We start from the raw sequence: 19,055 nt of genomic DNA, 5'->3' as shown, positions 1-19,055 counted from the left end.
TGTATGGCAACGTTATTACTAAATAATATTAATAAACGTTATGATAATGGCTTTGAAGCAGTACAAGATTTTAATCTAGCCGTTGAAGATCAGGAGTTTATTGCATTAGTTGGCCCTTCAGGTTGTGGTAAATCAACTTTATTAAGAATGATTGCTGGTTTAGAAGATATTTCCAGTGGTGAATTTTATATTGATGATCTACTTGTTAATGATGTAGAGGCAAAAGATAGAGATATTGCAATGGTATTTCAATCCTATGCGTTATATCCACATATGACTGTTTATGAGAATATGGCTTTTGCTTTAAAACTACGTAAGTTTGCTAAGGAAGATATTGATCGTAAGGTTAAAGAAGCTGCTGAAATTCTCGGCTTGGATGCATTATTAAATCGTAAGCCTAAAGCCCTTTCTGGCGGACAACGTCAAAGGGTTGCATTAGGAAGAACCATTGTTCGCTCACCTAAAGTCTTTTTAATGGACGAACCGCTCTCTAATCTTGATGCAAAATTGCGTGGCAATATGCGTGCGGAGATTATCCGTATTCATAAAAAGCTGAAAGCAACTACTATTTATGTTACCCACGACCAAACAGAAGCGATGACCATGGCAGATCGTATTGTGGTAATGAAAGCGGGTGTCGTACAGCAAATAGGAACACCAAAAGAAATTTATAATAAACCCAATAATATTTTTGTCGCTGGATTTATTGGTGCACCAACAATGAATTTTGTCCGAGGTATCGTAAAAGAAGGAAAATTCGTTACACCAAATGGCATATCAATTGCAGTAAATGATCAACATTATGAAATGATTAAACAAAAAGGATTTGAAAATAAAGAAATTATTTTAGGTATTCGTCCTGAGAATATTTCTAATGATCCAATGTTATTAGGTGTTTATCAACATTCTATTCTTAAAGCAAATATAAATGTCTCAGAGTTATTAGGGGCAGAATATATTTTACATACTGATATTGATGGGCAGCCAATTAAAGCGATTGTTCATTCAAGACAAAATATTTCTATGGGGCAAGTTTTAAATCTTGTGTTTGATATGAAATACGCCCATTTCTTTGATCCAGAAACAGAAAAATCATTAATGACCATTTAATGATTTTTTATTCTCAATAAAATAGGAGACACTGTTATGAAACTAAGAAAATTATTCTCTGCATTAATTCCGTTGATTGCTGGTGCATCAATATTAGCAGGCTGTAATGAGGAAAATAAGGCAACAAACACCAATGCTGCGATGCCTAAAGATAATCAAGAGCTGGCTGGAAATATCACTTTCTGGCACTCTTTCACACAAGGCCCTCGTTTGGAAGTCATTCAAAAAGCAGCTCAAGAATTTGAACAAAAGCACCCGAAAGTCAAAATTAAAATTGAGACTTTTTCTTGGAACGATTTCTATACCAAATGGACAACAGGGCTTTCATCTGGAAATGTGCCTGATTTAAGTACCGCACTTCCAAATCAAGTGGTAGAAATGATCAATTTTGGTGCATTACAACCATTAGGTGATCTTATTGATAGCATCGGTCGTGAGAAGTTTGCTCAAGCCTCTATTAATGAAGGAACAGTGGATGGAAAAAACTATTCGATTCCACTTTATTCACATGCCCAAGTAATGTGGGTACGTAAAGATTTATTGCAAAAGCACAATTTACCTGTGCCTAAAACGTGGAATGAACTTTACACTACAGCCAAAACATTAAGCCAAGATGGTGTGTATGGTATTTCTGTACCTATGGGCAGTAATGACTTTATGGCAACTCGTTTCTTGAATTTATATGTACGTAGTGGCGGTGGTAGTTTGCTAACTAAGGACTTAAAAGTTGATCTTACTAGCCAATTAGCACAAGACGGTATCAAATATTGGGTGAAAATGTATAAAGAAATTTCACCGAAAGATTCTGTAAACTACAACGTCTTACAACAAGCTACCTTATATTATCAAGGTAAAACGGCATTTGATTTTAACTCTGGCTTCCAAATTGGCGGTGTAAAAGCAAACTCACCACAATTGCTTGAGTTTATTGATGCTTATCCTGTACCAAAAATTAATGAAAATGATCCAGATAATGGCTTAGAAACAGCAAATATTCCGATGGTGGTTTGGAAAAATGCAAAACATCCTGACGTAGCTAAGGCCTTTATGAAAACCTTATACGATAAAGATCGTTATGTCAGCTTCTTAAAAGCCGTTCCAGTTGGTATGTTACCTGCGATTACTGGCATTTCTGAAGATCCAGCCTATAAAGATGACCCAATGGTTCAACAATTTAATCATGCTGAAAAAGTGATTGCTGATCACGTCAAACGTGGCACCGCTATCGGATATGAGCATGGACCGAATGTACCAGCAGGGGTTATCACTAATCAGCATATCATTGAGAAAATGTTCCAAGATATTGTTATCAACGGCACAGATCCAATGGTGGCTGCACAAAAAGCAGAGAAAGAACTAAACAGCTTATTAGAGGCAGTAACGGCTAAATAGACTCCTCTGTCCCCCTAATCTTATTCTTCAATCAAGGTTATGAGTGCTTACGAAAATAAGCATTAGGGGGCTTTTACCTAAAATTCAGTACATTAGCAACGAAATAAGGGGTTTTCCTTATGTATTATCGACAACAAAACTATACAAGATGGATATTTGTATTGCCTGCATTATTAGTCGTTTCGGTACTTTTTATTTATCCATTCCTATCAAGTATTTTTTACAGCTTTACCAACAAAAACTTAATAATGCCAAATTACAGTTTTGTTGGATTTGCGAACTATAAAGCAGTACTTTCCGATCCTAATTTCTGGATGTCTTTTCTAAACTCTTTGAAGTGGACCGCACTTTCCCTTGTTGGACAAGTTCTCATGGGATTCTTCCTTGCTTTAGCACTAAACAGAGTAAAACGTTTCAAATGGCTCTATAAAATTTTACTCATTATTCCTTGGGCATTCCCAACCATTGTTATCGCTTTTTCTTGGCAATGGATCTTAAACGGTGTTTACGGCTACTTACCGAATATGCTAGTTGAACTCGGTTTTATGGATATTGCACCGAATTTCTTATCGGATAGAACCTGGGCATTTGTCTGCTTAGTCTTTATTAATATCTGGTTTGGTGCACCTATGATTATGGTTAATGTACTTTCAGCATTACAAACCGTACCAGCGGATCAATATGAAGCCGCCAAAATTGATGGTGCAAATGCATGGCAAATTTTCCGCTACATTACCTTACCGCACATTAAATTAGTCGTTGGTTTATTAGTGGTACTCAGAACCATTTGGGTATTCAACAACTTTGACATCATCTACCTTATCACGGGTGGTGGTCCTGCTAACGCCACAATGACGCTACCAATATATGCCTACGATATGGGCTGGGGAAGCAAATTATTAGGACGTTCGTCAGCCGTTACCGTCTTGCTATTTATCTTCCTACTCGCCATCTGCTTTATCTACTTTACGATTATCAATCGCTGGGAAAAGGAGAGTAAATAAAATGAAAAAGAAATCAACACTTATTGGCGATATTATCTCCCACGTATTCCTAATTGTTACCACCATTATTGCCGTTTTCCCCTTGGTTTGGATCTTCCTATCTTCGGTGAAAGGAAAAGGCGAGTTAACTAGCGAACCTACTCGCTTCTGGCCAAAAATATTCACCTTAGATTATTTTGACCATGTGATTAATGATCTCAATTTCATTGTGAATATTAAGAATAGTTTATTTATCTCACTAATCACCACAGTGATAGCCATCACGATTTCGGCAATGGCAGCTTACGGTATCGTTCGTTTCTTCCCGAAACTGGGTTCAATTATGTCGAAACTATTGGTCACCACATATATTTTCCCGCCGATTTTACTTGCTATTCCTTATTCCATCGCAATGGCAAAAGTTGGGTTAACCAATACAACAAGCGGTTTAATTATCGTGTATTTATCCTTTAGTGTGCCTTATGCAGTGTGGTTACTTGTGGGATTCTTTCAAACCGTGCCAATTGAAATTGAAGAGGCAGCCAAAATTGATGGTGCAAATAAATTCACTGTCTTCTTCAAAATTGTATTACCGCTTGTTGCCCCAGGTATTGTCGCAACCGCAATTTATACCTTTATCAATGCGTGGAATGAGTTCTTATATGCTCTGATCTTAGTGAACGACACGAGCAAAATGACTGTAGCGGTAGCATTACGCTCTCTCAATGGAGCAGAAATTTTAGACTGGGGCGATATGATGGCTGCTTCCGTTTTAGTGGTAATTCCATCGGTTATTTTCTTCTGTTTTATCCAAAACAAAATTGCGAGTGGGCTTTCTGAAGGCTCAGTGAAATAAACTTAATATAAACTTAAATGAGGAGACTCAAAATGATGAAATATGGTGTTGTTGGCGTTGGCTATTTCGGTGCAGATTTGGCTCGCTTTATGAACGAAAATGAAAATGCAAAAGTCACTATGGTTTATGATCCTGAAAATGGTGAAACCATTGCTGAGGAAATTAATTGTGTTGCAGCAAAAAGTTTGGAAGAACTCGTAACAAGCCCTGAAGTGGATTGCGTTATTGTTGCCACACCAAATTATTTGCATAAAGAACCCGTAATTTTAGCCGCTCGTAATAAAAAACACGTTTTTTGTGAAAAACCTATCGCACTTAGCTATCAGGATTGTGATGAGATGGTCAAAGCCTGTGAAGAAAATGGCGTTGTGTTTATGGCGGGGCATATTATGAACTTCTTTAATGGTGTTCATCATGCCAAAGAACTTATCAATCAAGGCGTTATTGGTAAGGTACTTTATTGCCATTCAGCCCGTAACGGCTGGGAAGATGAACAGCCAACGATTTCTTGGAAAAAAATTAGAGAGAAATCAGGCGGTCATCTTTATCACCATATTCACGAACTAGACTGTGTACAATTCCTAATGGGAGGAATGCCAAAAACCGTTACGATGACAGCGGCTAACGTTGCCCATAAAGGTGAAAAATTTGGTGATGAAGACGATATGATGTTCTTAAATATGGAATTTGATGACGATCGTTTCGCTGTATTGGAATGGGGTTCCGCCTTCCGCTGGGGGGAACACTATGTTCTCATTCAAGGGGAAAAAGGCGCTATTAAACTTGATATGTATCATTGTAAAGGTACATTACGTTTAGATGGAAAAGAGAGCTATTTCTTAATTCATGAAAGCCAAGAAGAAGATGATGATCGTACTCGTATCTACACCAGTACAGAAATGGACGGAGCTATTCAATACGGTAAGCCAGGTAAAAGAACACCAATGTGGCTAAGCTCTGTGATGAGAAAAGAGATGAAATATCTCAACGATATCATGCATGGCATGGAACCAAGCGAAGAGTTTATTAAGCTTTTAACTGGTGAAGCTGCTCGTGCAGCCATTGCAACTGCGGATGCTTGCACTAAATCACGTTATGAAAATCGTAAAGTGAACTTAACGGAGATTACTGGTTAATAATAAAAAATTAACCTAGCTAGATATTTTATATAATCTTACTAGGTTAAACATCAAATGATTATAGCGGACATTATGTCCGCTTTATTTTTAACTACACATCATAAGTCGTTGACGCTGTATTTCCACCACGTCCTGTCCAGTTGGTATGGAAGAACTCGCCACGAGGCTTGTCGGTACGTTCATAGGTGTGAGCACCGAAGTAGTCACGTTGTGCTTGTAGTAAGTTGGCTGGTAAACGTTCAGATGTATAACCATCTAAAAATGTCACCGCACTTGCCATACAAGGCATTGGGATACCCACTTCAATAGATTTCGCTACCACTTTACGCCAGTCGCTCAACGCATTTTCTAAAATGTTTTTGAAGTATGGATCTGAACCTAAGAAAATCAGATCTGGATTTGCTTCATAGGCATCACGAATATTGCCTAAGAAACGGCTACGGATAATACAGCCTTCACGCCATAAAAGTGCGGTCGCTCCGTAGTTGATGTTCCAGCCGAAATTTTCTGACGCTTCACGAATAAGCATAAAGCCTTGTGCGTACGAAATGATTTTTGAAGCTAATAGAGCTTTACGCACCGCTTCAATCCACACTTGTTTGTCGCCTTCTACTTTGCCGATGGTTTTGTTGAACAATTTAGCGGCTGCCACACGTTGATCTTTGAAAGAAGAAACACAACGAGCGAATACAGATTCTGTGATTAAGGTTAATGGAATACCGAAATCTAACGCATTGATCCCCGTCCACTTACCTGTGCCTTTTTGCCCTGCAGTATCAAGGATTTTTTCCACTAACGGTTCGCCATCAGCATCTTTGTAACCAAGAATATCGGTTGTAATATCAATTAAATAGCTATCAAGCTCGGTTTTTTTCCACTCTTGGAAAATCGTCTGCATTTCATCATAGCTTAAGCCCAAACCATCGTTTAAGAACTGGTAGGCTTCACAAATCAACTGCATATCGCCATATTCGATACCGTTATGCACCATTTTCACGAAGTGGCCTGAGCCTTCTTTACCTACCCAATCACAGCAAGGCTCGCCTTTATCTGTTTTAGCTGAAATCGCTTGTAGAATTGGTTTCACATATTGCCACGCTTCTTCATTACCACCAGGCATAATTGAAGGTCCATGACGTGCACCTTCTTCACCGCCCGATACGCCCGAACCAATAAAGCGAATGCCTTTTTGGCTCAAGGCTTTTACACGACGGTTAGTGTCTGGATAGTTCGAGTTACCGCCATCAATAATGATGTCGCCTTCTTCCAAGTGCGGTAGTAATGCGTCAATAAATTGATCAACCACCTCACCCGCACGCACCATTAACATCACTTTGCGTGGCTTTTCTAACTTGCTTGCTAAATCTTCCAACGAATAAGCCCCGATAATATTCGTGCCTTTCGCAGCCCCGGCTAAGAACTCATCAACTTTAGACGTGGTGCGGTTGAACGCTACCACTTTAAAGCCATTGTCGTTCATATTCAGAATTAAATTCTGCCCCATTACCGCTAATCCGATAACGCCGATATCGCCTTTTACTGACATTTTTTGCTCCTGTTTTTTAAGAAATCTATTTTTTATCCTTCATCAAGAAAAGACCACCGACTACCGCCCCAATCGCCACTGCAGCCCCCCCTGTTATATATTTCCAGAACTCATTATTGTTAGCATTCATCTCTTTAAGAATCTCATTAGTGTTTTCGGAAATTTTTAGTAGAGTTTTTGCTATATCTGATCTTGTCTCGTCTGTTTGAGCTGACTTTGCTAAAGTTTCTAATATAGCCATTTGTTTATCAATGACATCAAAAGCACTTTTCTGAGAACTGCCCGCTTGTTCTGCTATTTTTTTAACACCATCAATAAAGTCTTTTTGTAGTTCTACGAAGTTAGGCATCAACTCAACTAAAAGAGATAATTCTTGCTGAGTAAATTTATTCTCACTTATCATCATTCTCTGAATTTCATCAAATTTTTCTTTTGATATGGAGTTAAATGTTGAAACCCCAGTTTTGTTTTTTAAAAGCTCAATTTGGTTTTGCTTATTTACATACATAAAAATCTCCTAGATTAATATAGTTTTTGTAACAATTTTAAAGAAAACGGATTGCTTGTTTTTTATTTATACAATTTTATAACATATAAAATTCGGATAATTTTATGTTTTTTAGAAATAATATTTTTAAATTTAAACCGCACTTTCCCTCATTTCTGCAACGCTTTTAATTTTTCAACTAAAAACTTAGCAGAAATAAGGAAATTTTGAATATTTTCATAGATTTGCTGTGCTTTACTTTGATCATAAGTATGAGAAGTGATATTCCTCATTTGACGATATTTTATCCAACTTTCAATATCATTAATCAAACCTGCTTTTACTGATAAACGTAAAACATCACGAAAATCGCTTTGATCGATCTCATCTTCAAAATCCGCCATTGCTTTAAGCTGACGTTTTAGCATTTTAATACTGAGCTCATAGACAAATTCAAATTTCTGAATAGTACCTGCAATTAAAGTGTCCTGAACAATTTCCTCTTGTGCATTAAACCATTGTTCGTCCGCCAGTTTTTCCAACGTATTTCCTAGTGAAATAAAGGCATTTTCAAATGGTGCTATGTCTAATTTTTTCATGTTTTCTCTCTTAAAAATTACCGCACTTTAATCATCTATTGATTGAACAACTTCATACTTCTCCCGAATAATCTCTCGAAATGCTTCTGAAGTGGTTGCCCAATCTAAAATATCCACTTTCCAAGGTAGATCAGAATCGGAAAAATCGTCTGTTAGGTTTGCCAAGGTTAAAAAATCCAGCGGTTCTTCACTGATAATCGCTAAATCTAAATCAGAATAAGGACGAGCTTTTCCCTTTACTCTCGAGCCAAACGCCCAAACTTCTAAGTGCGGTACGTTTTTTTGCAAAATTTGTTGCACAATATCCAATTCTTGTGGGCTAATCATCAATGCCATTGAACCGATCCTATTTTATTGGAATTTGATCCTATTCATTTAAAAGATTTTTAAATTGACCAATATTTTCTAATACATGTTTTAACAAAGATAAATAACGCTTACCACTTTCACTAGTTAATAACATATATTTAAATTCATCTAAATAAAATAAATTTTCCTGCGTAATTAAATGCCTAACATATAATTTATCTTCTTTATTTAGTTGTGGATAAATATCACAACAAGCAACATAACTAAGCCGTAATGAAATAAATCGTATTGTCCATAATAATTTCAATTTTTCAAAAAAATAATTTTGATCTTTGTTTAACATCATCACTTTTTTTTCGATATTTTCACAGTGTTTTAACATTAAGGGCAAAACTGCTAAAGATCCCTTAAACTGTTCTATCAGAAAGTTACTAGAGCTTGATTGATTATAACGATAAAAATAAACAGGTATAGATATTTCAAATAAATTGACATCAAGCGAGCAACTAAATACTAATATCTCAAAATATTCATCTTCGGCATTATTTATTGGCAAATTAGGAAAATAACAGTGATTTTCTCTTAAAAAATCAGTACGATAAAATCCTGCGGTGATTTTAGGCGTAAAACCTTCATTTATACTTCCTAATAAAAATTGGCTATTTGAAATACTTTCAGCATATTTATTTTTTTTAACATATTGTTCGAGAACTTTGTTTGATGCAGGAGAAAGTATTCCAGCCCCTCCATTTTCATCTTCCCGACAAAGCAAACCTCGCACTAAATCACGTCTATGATTATCAGCGATTCCAATAAGTTCTGCCATATCATCGACAAGTAAATAATCATCTGCATCAACAAACCAAATATAACGTCCATTCGCTTTGTTTATTCCTAAATTTCTTGCTTTAGACACACCTTCATTTTTCTTATTGATAATTTTTATTTCAGGGTATTTTTTTGCATATTTTTCTAAAATATTAAGACTATTATCCGTTGAGCCATCATTTATACATAAAATTTCTTTAGCTACATTCTGCCATAAAATACTTTCTAAACATTCGGATAAATATTTTTCTGCATTATAAATTGGCACAACAAAAGTAATATCAACTATGCTCTGCTTGCTTGCTTGCTTGCTTGCTTGCTTGCTTGCTTGCTTGCTTGCTTGCTTGCTTGCTTATCATTATATGTTTTTCCTCTTATATCTAGTGTTACAAATTGTGGTTCTAAAGTGCGGTATCTTTCACTGAAACTTTGAAAATATTTACCGCACTTCATAACAGTTTCGCCACTTCTTTATCCAAAAACCATTCCGTTACGCCATTTTTTGCTTTAATTTTAGCTGCTGGGTAAGGTAATTGATCTGCTGGTGTTGTTTGAATTTCTTTTAGAATCTCCGCTTTTGAGCCTCCTGTTACCAAATAAGTAATTCGTTTAGCTTTTTCGATCAATTGAGCGGTTTTAGAAATACGGATTTGCCCTGTTTCAGGGTGTTTTGCAATCACTGCCACATTCGGATCGTTGAAATCGGTTTGATGTGGGAAAAGCGAGGCGGTATGACCGTCCGTTCCCATACCTAAAATAATCCAATCAAATTCAAGGTTCGGTACGCAAGCGGTCAGTTCTTCGGAAAATCTTGCAAGTTCTTGTTCTACAGGCTGTTCGCCACGAATACGATGAATATTTTTAGCTGGAATTTGGATATGATCGAACAGTAATTTTTGCACTTCACCATAGTTACTTTCTGGATCATTTGGTTCAACCATACGATCATCGCCCCACCAAAAATGTAAATTTTGCCACCGCACTTCTGTATTAAAAGGGGCTTGAGCTAGGGTTTTAAACAGTAATTTTGGCGTTGAACCGCCTGAAAGAGAAATATGCACAGGGCGATTTTGTTGGCTATATTGCACAAATTCGTGGGAGATTTGTTCAACGACTTGCTGGGCTGTGTCGAAAACTTTGCTGTTCATTCATATTCCTTACAATATTAAGTTGGATGGCTGTTAATCATTGTGCAGCGGATTGCTGCACAATTTTATTGACTTCACTGATTTAAACTTTCTTCTTCATCATACCACTTGGTTTACGCCAAACTCGGCCTGTTTTAGCGATGAGTTTATCGGCTTCTGTAGGTCCCCAAGTACCAGTTTCATATTCGTAAACTCTGCCATTTTCTGCTTTGTAGTCTAAAATTGGTTGTACAAATTTCCAACAAGCGTGAACAGCATCAGTACGAGCAAATAAAGTCGCATCACCTTTCATGGCATCAAGTAACAAACGATCGTAAGCACTTAATAGGCTTGGTGTTGCTAAGTCTGCGTAGCGGAAATCCATTGAAACTTCTTTAGATTCAAACCCTGCTCCTGGTTTCTTCAAGCCAAAACGCATTGAAATACCTTCATCTGGTTGAATGCGAATAATCAGTTTGTTATCAGGTGCATTTTGACTAAATACTGGGTGAGGAGTGGTTTTAAAGTGAATAACAATTTCTGTTACTCGAGCTGGTAGGCGTTTACCGCTACGCACATAGAATGGTACGCCAGCCCAACGCCAGTTATCAATTTCACAGCGTAACGCAATATAGGTTTCAGTATTTGAATCTGCTGGCACGCCTTTTTCTTGTAAATAGCCATTAACTGTTTCGCCATCAATGGTTGAAGAGGTATATTGACCCAATACAAGATTGTTTTTGATGTCGTCCTCACTTAATGGATGCAAGCAATGTAAGACTTTTGCTACTTCATCACGCATTGAGTCAGCATTGATAATCGCTGGTGGCTCCATGGCAACCATGGCGAGCACTTGTAATAAGTGATTTTGGAACATATCACGCATTGCACCAGAACCATCATAATAGCCGCCACGTTCTTCAACGCCGATTTCTTCAGCACCAGTAATCTCAACATAGTCTATAAAGTTACGGTTCCACAGCGGTTCAAATAAGCCATTTGAGAAACGTAAAACGAGCAAGTTTTGTACGGTTTCTTTGCCTAAATAATGGTCGATACGGTAGATTTGATGTTCTTCAAAGAAACGATGAATTTGTACATCAAGCTCTTTCGCCGTTTTCATATCGTAGCCAAATGGTTTTTCGACAATGATACGTTTCCAGCCAAATTCTTCGGTGTTTAGGCCATGGGCGGCAAGACATTCTGGAATTACGCCATATAAACTTGGCGGAGTGGACATATAGTAAAGGGTATTACCGCCAGTGTGGTATTTGTCATGTAGCTCATCTAAACGAGGGACAAGTTTGCCATAATCGGAAGCATTAGAAGTATTGATGGCTTGATAATAAAGATGTGAACAGAATTTTTCTAGTCGTTCATCATCCGCATCTCCAGCTTTAATCAGCGCATTATGCATTTTTTCACGAAATGCCTCATCGCTTAATTCCGTTCGGGCAACACCTAATACGGAAAAATCTTCGGTTAGGCGCCCAATTTTATAAAGATTATATAAGGCAGGGATTAATTTTCGGTATGTTAAGTCTCCTGATGCGCCAAAGATGACAATACAATTGTTTTCTGCGTTTACATTCATTCTTGTTAACCTTTTGTTATTTTTTGTGGCGTTATGATATTCATTATTGGTAAAAATTACCAATATTTATAGTTAAGTAAGCTGAAAGATTTTTTGCCAACAAGCATTTTTATCTGCATGAGCCAGAAAATCCGGGTTTATTAAGGTTTTGCGTTGATTGTAACTTAGAGGACTAAATTGCAAATCAACAATATCGCCGCCAATTTCTTGTAAGATCGCCTGTGCAGCAGCAGTATCCCATTCGCCTGTTTGTCCTAAGCGAAGATAACAATCAGCACGACCTTCGGCGACAAGTGCGGTCTTTAATCCACTTGAACCATAAATGGTAAATTCATACTGGTAATTTGGGTTCAAAATAGACCGCACTTTTTGTTCGGCACTTTTTGAACCAACAGCAATATTTACACTATGGCTTAAATCTATCTTTCTTGCTTGTAACTGTTCTAGCGAATGCTCACTTTGTTTATAAGCACCATGTCCTTGCATCGTGTAATAGGTTTGTTTGAGCACGGGGGCATGAATGATACCTAAGATCGCTTTATTTTGTTGAACTAATGCGATGAGAACTGAGAATTGGTCTGTGCGATTAATAAATTGTTGTGTGCCATCTAAAGGATCTATGAGCCAATAAGTGTGCCATTGTTGGCGTTGTTCAGGAGATACTTGGCAACTTTCTTCTGATAAAACGGGAATATTTGGGGTAAGTGCGGTCAGTTTTTCTATTAGAAATTGGCTTACAAATAAATCCGCACTGGTGACAGGTGTCTTATCTGATTTTGTTTTCGTCTGAAGACTAACCTCGCCATTATAAAAGCGATTGAGGTGCTGTCCTGCTTGATAAGCGATTTGTAAGGCGTTTTCTAATAGCGCCTGACTTTTCAATTCCTTCATTATCTTCCCTTTTACAAATGTCTTTAATCGCCCTATCATACCCCTGATTTTAACTGAATGAAAATGACGAATATGGCAAAACAGCATTTACTCGCAGAAAAAGATGATAGCGTTCGGCTCGATAAATGGCTTTGGGCAGCGCGCTTTTATAAAACTCGTACTATTGCAAAAGAAATGATTGATGGTGGCAAGGTGCATTACAATAACCAACGCACTAAGCCAAATAAAACTGTGGAATTGGGCGCAATGATTAAATTGCGTCAAGGCAATGAAGAAAAAGAAGTGGAAGTGATCGCTTTATCTACACAGCGCCGAGGTGCGCCAGAAGCACAATTGCTCTATCGTGAAACAGCCAGAAGTATTGAACAACGTGAAAAAATGGCAATAGCACGTAAGAATAATGCACTTTCTATGCCACATCCAGATCGCCGGCCAAATAAGAAAGAGCGGCGAGATTTGCTCAAGTTTAAATATCAGGAATAGAGAGGTGCTTGCAATTTAGGCTATTAGCCCTATATTAGCCACCTCTTTTTAAATGATGAAAATAGACAATTAGGAAAAATATATGACATATCAAGTAGATAATGACAAACTTTATCGCTACCTTTTTAAAGATCGTGCAGTGCGTGGCGAGTGGGTGCGTTTGAATAATACTTTTATCGATACGCTTAACACCCATGAATATCCGCAAGTTGTACAAAACTTATTGGGCGAAATGATGGTTGCCACCAATTTGTTAACCGCAACCTTAAAGTTCAATGGCAATATTACGGTGCAAGTTCAAGGTGATGGTCCATTAAAATTAGCCCTGGTCAATGGTACCGACAGTCAACAAATTCGTGCATTAGCGCGTTTGCAAGGCGAGGTTCATAATGAGATGACCTTGACTGAATTAGTGGGCAAAGGGGTTTTAGTAATTACTATTGCGCCAACAGAAGGAGAGCGCTATCAAGGTGTGATTGCTTTAGATAAACCAACGATCACAGAATGTTTAGAAGACTATTTTATTCGTTCGGAACAATTGCAAACTCAATTACTTATTCGCACGGGCGAGTTTGAAGGTAAACCTGTGGCTGCTGGATTATTACTGCAAATTATGCCCGATGGCACAGGTTCACAAGAGGATTTTGAACATTTGGCTACATTAGCGGCAACAGTAAAAGATGATGAACTATTTGGCTTAACTGCAGAAGAATTACTGTATCGCTTGTACCATGAAGAAACTGTAGAAATTTATCCACCAAGTGCGGTGGAGTTTCATTGTGGTTGCTCGTTGGAGCGCTCAGGGGCAGCATTGCTTTTAATTTCTGATGAGGAAATAGAAGAAATTTTGCAAGAACATGGTGGAAGTATTGATATGCAATGCGAATGTTGTGGGACACATTATTTCTTCAATCAAGAAACTATCGAGAAGCTTAAAGCATAACTTTATCGTTTTGGCAGTAGGATCCTTTGTTGTTTTTGCAGGATCGAACTGCTTAATTCTTGACAATATCCGTTTGGATGATTAAAATTCTGCGTCTATCTTTATATAGGTAGATTATTAAATATACATTTTTGTAAAAACTATTGGAGTTTTATTAATGGCAACTATCAACCAGCTAGTACGCAAACCGCGTGTGAAAAAGGTTGTAAAAAGCAACGTTCCTGCATTAGAGGCTTGCCCGCAGAAACGTGGCGTGTGTACTCGTGTATACACAACTACACCTAAAAAACCGAACTCAGCATTACGTAAAGTATGCCGTATTCGTTTAACTAACGGTTTTGAAGTAACTTCTTATATCGGTGGTGAAGGTCACAACCTTCAAGAGCACAGTGTTGTATTGATCCGTGGCGGTCGTGTTAAAGACTTACCAGGTGTGCGTTATCACACAGTTCGTGGTGCATTAGACTGTGCCGGCGTTAAAGATCGTAAACAAGGTCGTTCTAAATACGGCGTTAAACGTCCTAAAGCTTAATGGTTCTCCGTTAAGTAAGGCCAAACGCTAATTAAACAAATTAATTATCATAAACTCCAGTAACCGTAAGATGTAATATCTCACACAAAGAGTTTTGGATAATCCTGAAGATAAAAATCGGAGAAATTGCAATGCCACGTCGTCGTCGTATTGAACCTCGCAAAATTCTTCCAGATCCGAAGTTCGGTTCAGAATTACTTGCGAAATTTATTAATGTTTTAATGGTAGATGGTAAGAAATCTATCGCTGAATCTATCGTTTATGGTGCATTAGAAACTTTATCTCAACGTACAGGTAAAGAAGCATTAGAAGCTTTTGAAATTGCATTAGAAAACGTACGTCCAACAGTTGAGGTTAAATCTCGTCGTGTTGGTGGTTCTACATATCAAGTACCAGTTGAAGTTCGTCCAGCTCGTCGTAACGCATTAGGTATGCGTTGGATTGTTGAAGCTGCACGTAAACGTGGTGATAAATCAATGGCTTTACGTTTAGCGAATGAGTTATCAGATGCGTCTGAAAACAAAGGTGCAGCGGTGAAAAAACGTGAAGATGTTCACCGTATGGCTGAAGCTAACAAAGCGTTCGCGCATTACCGTTGGTAATTGGTTAGCAAGTAAGTTTTTCAGGCTTCATCTCATTTTATGCGGTGGAGCCTTCTCCATATTTAAAATTTTAGATTTATAGACTTCCAAACAAGGAAATAAATAATGGCTCGCGTAACCCCTATTGAGCGCTATCGTAATATCGGTATCAGTGCTCACATCGATGCAGGTAAAACAACTACATCTGAGCGTATCTTATTCTATACAGGTGTTAGTCACAAAATTGGTGAAGTACATGATGGTGCTGCAACCATGGACTGGATGGAACAAGAACAAGAGCGTGGTATCACAATCACTTCTGCTGCAACAACAGCATTCTGGAGTGGGATGTCACAACAATATCCACAACACCGTATCAACGTTATTGATACTCCGGGACACGTTGACTTCACTATCGAAGTAGAACGTTCAATGCGTGTTCTTGACGGTGCGGTAATGGTTTACTGTGCAGTTGGTGGTGTTCAACCTCAATCTGAAACTGTATGGCGCCAAGCTAACAAGTATAAAGTGCCACGTATTGCATTTGTAAACAAAATGGACCGTACTGGTGCTAACTTCTTACGTGTTGTTGAGCAAATCAAAACTCGTTTAGGTGGTAATGCTGTTCCTTTACAATTACCAATTGGTTCAGAAGATAGCTTCAAAGGTGTTGTTGACTTAATTAAAATGAAAGCAATCAACTGGAATGAAGCTGACCAAGGTATGACTTTTACCTATGAAGATATTCCAGCAGAAATGCTTGCTGACTGTGAAAAATGGCGTGCAAACTTAGTTGAAGCTGCAGCTGAATCTTCAGATGAGTTAATGGATAAATTCTTCTCTGGTGAAGAGTTAACTGAAGAAGAAATCAAAGCAGGTTTACGTTCACGTGCATTAAAAACTGAGATCATCCTTGTAACCTGTGGTTCTGCATTCAAAAACAAAGGTGTTCAAGCAATGCTGGATGCAGTAATTGATTACTTGCCAGCACCAACAGATATTGAGGCGATCAAAGGTATTAACCCAGATGAAACAGAAGGTGAACGTCATGCAAGTGATGATGAGCCATTCTCAGCATTAGCATTCAAAATCGCAACAGACCCATTCGTTGGTAACTTAACCTTCTTCCGTGTGTACTCTGGTGTGGTTGAGTCTGGTGCAACTGTATTGAACTCTGTAAAAGACAAACGTGAACGTTTTGGTCGTATCGTACAAATGCACGCAAATAAACGTGAAGAAATTAAAGAAGTTCGTGCGGGTGATATCGCAGCTGCTATCGGCTTAAAAGATGTTGGTACAGGTGATACTTTATGTGCAATGGATGCGCCAATTATTCTTGAGCGTATGGAATTCCCAGAGCCAGTAATCTCTGTTGCGGTAGAACCAAAAACTAAAGCTGACCAAGAGAAAATGGGCTTGGCATTAGGTCGTTTAGCACAAGAAGACCCTTCATTCCGTGTTCATACAGATGAAGAATCTGGTGAAACCATTATTTCAGGTATGGGTGAATTACACTTAGATATTATCGTTGACCGTATGCGTCGTGAATTCAAAGTTGAAGCGAACATTGGTAAACCACAAGTATCTTACCGTGAAACTATCCGCACTCGCGTAAATGATGTTGAAGGTAAACATGCAAAACAATCTGGTGGTCGTGGTCAATACGGTCATGTTGTTATCGACTTATACCCATTAGATCCAGAAGGTCCAGGTTACGAGTTCGTTAACGAAATCAAAGGTGGTGTAATCCCTGGCGAATATATCCCAGCGGTAGATAAAGGTATTCAAGAACAACTTAAATCAGGTCCATTAGCTGGTTACCCAGTAGTAGATCTAGGTGTTCGTTTACACTTCGGTTCATACCACGATGTTGACTCTTCTGAGCTTGCGTTTAAACTTGCTGCATCTTTAGCATTTAAAGCAGCATTTAACAAAGCAAACCCAGTATTACTTGAGCCAATCATGAAGGTTGAAGTTGAAACTCCACCAGATTACGTTGGTGATGTAATCGGTGACTTAAGCCGTCGTCGTGCAATGGTAAATGGTCAAGAAGCAAATGAATTTGTTGTTAAGATCAATGCTGAAGTTCCATTAGCAGAGATGTTTGGTTATGCAACAGACCTACGTTCACAAACTCAAGGTCGTGCATCATACTCAATGGAACCATTAAAATACGCTGAAGCACCGAAAAATGTTGCTGATGCAGTAATTGAAGCACGTAAAAAATAATTTTATTTAATCAACAAAACTCCCCAAATTTGCACCGCACTTTTGGGGACTCAATAAAAGGAAACTGAAAAGTGTCTAAAGAAAAATTTGAACGTACAAAACCGCACGTAAACGTGGGTACAATCGGCCACGTTGACCACGGTAAAACAACTTTAACAGCAGCAATCACGACAGTATTAGCAAAACACTTCGGTGGTGCAGCTCGTGCATTCGATCAAATCGATAACGCACCAGAAGAAAAAGCGCGTGGTATCACTATCAACACCTCACACGTTGAATACGATACAGAAACTCGTCACTACGCACACGTAGACTGCCCGGGACACGCGGACTATGTTAAAAACATGATTACTGGTGCGGCACAAATGGACGGCGCTATCTTAGTAGTAGCAGCAACAGATGGACCAATGCCACAAACTCGTGAACACATCTTATTAGGTCGCCAAGTAGGTGTACCATACATCATCGTATTCTTAAATAAATGCGACATGGTAGATGACGAAGAGTTATTAGAATTAGTAGAAATGGAAGTACGCGAACTTCTATCTCAATATGACTTCCCGGGAGATGATACTCCAATTGTTCGAGGTTCAGCATTACAAGCATTAAACGGCGTACTGGAATGGGAAGAAAAAATTCTTGAATTAGCGGGCTACCTAGACAACTACATTCCAGAGCCAGAGCGTGCAGTAGACCAACCATTCTTATTACCAATTGAAGACGTATTCTCAATTTCAGGTCGTGGTACAGTAGTAACTGGTCGTGTAGAGCGTGGTATCATCCGTACAGGTGAAGAAGTTGAAATCGTTGGTATCAAAGAAACTACGAAAACAACAGTAACTGGTGTTGAAATGTTCCGTAAATTGTTAGACGAAGGTCGTGCAGGTGAGAACATTGGTGCATTATTACGTGGTACAAAACGTGAAGAAATCGAACGTGGTCAAGTATTAGCGAAACCAGGTTCAATCACGCCACACACAGACTTTGAATCAGAAGTTTACGTATTATCAAAAGAAGAAGGTGGTCGTCATACTCCATTCTTCAAAGGTTACCGTCCACAGTTCTACTTCCGTACAACAGACGTAACTGGTACTATCGAATTACCAGAAGGTGTTGAGATGGTAATGCCAGGCGATAACATCAAAATGACAGTAAGCTTAATTCACCCAATCGCAATGGACCAAGGTTTACGTTTTGCGATTCGTGAGGGTGGTCGTACAGTAGGTGCTGGTGTTGTTGCTAAAATTATCAAATAATTTTATTTGTTAATTAACAACTGATTGAAAATAAAGGCGCATTTAATAGCGCCTTTATTTTTTGGTGTAATGGACAAAATAGTTGCTAATAATATTTTTCTCAAGTTATTAGCAACTTTTTTTATTTAAAAAATCCTTAATAAACATAACATTACGTCTTTTAGTTAATC

20 protein-coding genes are annotated in these 19,055 nt (G+C 38.2%); 11 read left to right on the top strand and 9 right to left on the bottom strand.

What is annotated here, in order from left to right; translation table 11 throughout:
- Positions 1-3 precede the first annotated feature (3 nt).
- The 5 genes from B0186_RS05950 (at position 4) to B0186_RS05930 (ending at position 5,477) form a co-directional block, all read left to right on the top strand.
- The gene (locus tag B0186_RS05950; RefSeq protein WP_078218461.1) at positions 4-1,110 is read left to right on the top strand and encodes an ABC transporter ATP-binding protein; all 1,107 of its coding nucleotides are present in this window, start codon (positions 4-6) and stop codon (positions 1,108-1,110) included.
- A 36-nt stretch (positions 1,111-1,146) separates the two neighbouring features.
- Complete coding sequence (locus B0186_RS05945) at positions 1,147-2,502, top strand: ABC transporter substrate-binding protein (RefSeq protein ID WP_078218460.1); 1,356 nt, start codon at positions 1,147-1,149, stop codon at positions 2,500-2,502.
- 119 nt (positions 2,503-2,621) lie between these two features.
- Positions 2,622-3,506 (top strand): carbohydrate ABC transporter permease, encoded by an 885-nt coding sequence (locus B0186_RS05940; RefSeq protein WP_078218459.1) that lies wholly within the window; start codon positions 2,622-2,624, stop codon positions 3,504-3,506.
- A 1-nt stretch (position 3,507) separates the two neighbouring features.
- Entirely contained in the window at positions 3,508-4,341 is an 834-nt protein-coding gene (locus tag B0186_RS05935) for a carbohydrate ABC transporter permease (RefSeq protein WP_078218458.1), read from the top strand.
- Positions 4,342-4,373: 32 nt separating this feature from the next.
- Positions 4,374-5,477, top strand: a complete 1,104-nt coding sequence (locus B0186_RS05930) for a Gfo/Idh/MocA family protein (RefSeq protein ID WP_078218457.1) — start codon at positions 4,374-4,376, stop codon at positions 5,475-5,477.
- A gap of 94 nt (positions 5,478-5,571) precedes the next feature.
- Here the strand turns inward: B0186_RS05930 and gnd are convergent, their stop codons facing one another.
- The 9 genes from gnd to cysQ form a co-directional block, all read right to left on the bottom strand.
- Positions 5,572-7,026, bottom strand: a complete 1,455-nt coding sequence (gene gnd, locus B0186_RS05925) for a decarboxylating NADP(+)-dependent phosphogluconate dehydrogenase (protein ID WP_078218456.1) — start codon at positions 7,024-7,026, stop codon at positions 5,572-5,574.
- A gap of 25 nt (positions 7,027-7,051) precedes the next feature.
- Positions 7,052-7,534 (bottom strand): hypothetical protein, encoded by a 483-nt coding sequence (locus B0186_RS05920; RefSeq protein WP_078218455.1) that lies wholly within the window; start codon positions 7,532-7,534, stop codon positions 7,052-7,054.
- Positions 7,535-7,683: 149 nt separating this feature from the next.
- Positions 7,684-8,112, bottom strand: a complete 429-nt coding sequence (locus B0186_RS05915; protein WP_078218454.1) for a nucleotidyltransferase substrate binding protein — start codon at positions 8,110-8,112, stop codon at positions 7,684-7,686.
- 27 nt (positions 8,113-8,139) lie between these two features.
- Positions 8,140-8,448: a nucleotidyltransferase family protein gene (locus B0186_RS05910; RefSeq protein WP_078218453.1), complete on the bottom strand. Its 309-nt coding sequence runs from the start codon at positions 8,446-8,448 to the stop codon at positions 8,140-8,142.
- 31 nt (positions 8,449-8,479) lie between these two features.
- Positions 8,480-9,517: a glycosyltransferase family 2 protein gene (locus tag B0186_RS05905; protein ID WP_115252387.1), complete on the bottom strand. Its 1,038-nt coding sequence runs from the start codon at positions 9,515-9,517 to the stop codon at positions 8,480-8,482.
- Positions 9,518-9,534: 17 nt separating this feature from the next.
- Positions 9,535-9,702, bottom strand: coding sequence for a hypothetical protein (locus B0186_RS12135; protein ID WP_158077966.1), 168 nt, complete (start codon positions 9,700-9,702; stop codon positions 9,535-9,537).
- A complete protein-coding gene (gene pgl, locus B0186_RS05900) occupies positions 9,699-10,397 on the bottom strand; it encodes a 6-phosphogluconolactonase (RefSeq protein ID WP_078218451.1) in 699 nt (232 codons plus the stop codon). The genes B0186_RS12135 and pgl overlap by 4 nt, the downstream gene beginning before the upstream one ends.
- 82 nt (positions 10,398-10,479) lie before the next feature.
- Positions 10,480-11,970, bottom strand: a complete 1,491-nt coding sequence (gene zwf, locus B0186_RS05895) for a glucose-6-phosphate dehydrogenase (RefSeq protein WP_078218450.1) — start codon at positions 11,968-11,970, stop codon at positions 10,480-10,482.
- Between the two features lie 72 nt (positions 11,971-12,042).
- The gene (gene cysQ / locus B0186_RS05890; protein WP_078218449.1) at positions 12,043-12,861 is read right to left on the bottom strand and encodes a 3'(2'),5'-bisphosphate nucleotidase CysQ; all 819 of its coding nucleotides are present in this window, start codon (positions 12,859-12,861) and stop codon (positions 12,043-12,045) included.
- Positions 12,862-12,933: 72 nt separating this feature from the next.
- Between cysQ and hslR the strand changes: the two genes are divergently transcribed.
- The 6 genes from hslR to tuf all read left to right on the top strand — a co-directional run bounded on the left by hslR (position 12,934) and on the right by tuf (position 18,885).
- Positions 12,934-13,344, top strand: coding sequence for a ribosome-associated heat shock protein Hsp15 (hslR, locus tag B0186_RS05885; protein ID WP_078218448.1), 411 nt, complete (start codon positions 12,934-12,936; stop codon positions 13,342-13,344).
- 82 nt (positions 13,345-13,426) lie between these two features.
- On the top strand, positions 13,427-14,287 hold the full coding sequence (hslO, locus tag B0186_RS05880; protein ID WP_078218447.1) for an Hsp33 family molecular chaperone HslO: 861 nt from the start codon (positions 13,427-13,429) through the stop codon (positions 14,285-14,287).
- Positions 14,288-14,444: 157 nt separating this feature from the next.
- The gene (gene rpsL / locus B0186_RS05875; protein ID WP_005543325.1) at positions 14,445-14,819 is read left to right on the top strand and encodes a 30S ribosomal protein S12; all 375 of its coding nucleotides are present in this window, start codon (positions 14,445-14,447) and stop codon (positions 14,817-14,819) included.
- 131 nt (positions 14,820-14,950) lie between these two features.
- Entirely contained in the window at positions 14,951-15,421 is a 471-nt protein-coding gene (rpsG, locus tag B0186_RS05870; RefSeq protein ID WP_078218446.1) for a 30S ribosomal protein S7, read from the top strand.
- Between the two features lie 105 nt (positions 15,422-15,526).
- Positions 15,527-17,629: an elongation factor G gene (gene fusA, locus B0186_RS05865; protein WP_078218445.1), complete on the top strand. Its 2,103-nt coding sequence runs from the start codon at positions 15,527-15,529 to the stop codon at positions 17,627-17,629.
- A 71-nt stretch (positions 17,630-17,700) separates the two neighbouring features.
- Complete coding sequence (tuf, locus tag B0186_RS05860) at positions 17,701-18,885, top strand: elongation factor Tu (RefSeq protein ID WP_078218444.1); 1,185 nt, start codon at positions 17,701-17,703, stop codon at positions 18,883-18,885.
- The last annotated feature ends 170 nt before the right edge of the window (positions 18,886-19,055 follow it).

Origin of the sequence: Canicola haemoglobinophilus, assembly GCF_002015075.1 — a bacterium.
Taxonomy (GTDB): Bacteria; Pseudomonadota; Gammaproteobacteria; order Enterobacterales; family Pasteurellaceae; genus Canicola; species Canicola haemoglobinophilus.
The sequence above is the reverse complement of the archived record's forward strand: the minus strand, read 5'-3'. Positions and strand labels throughout refer to the sequence as shown.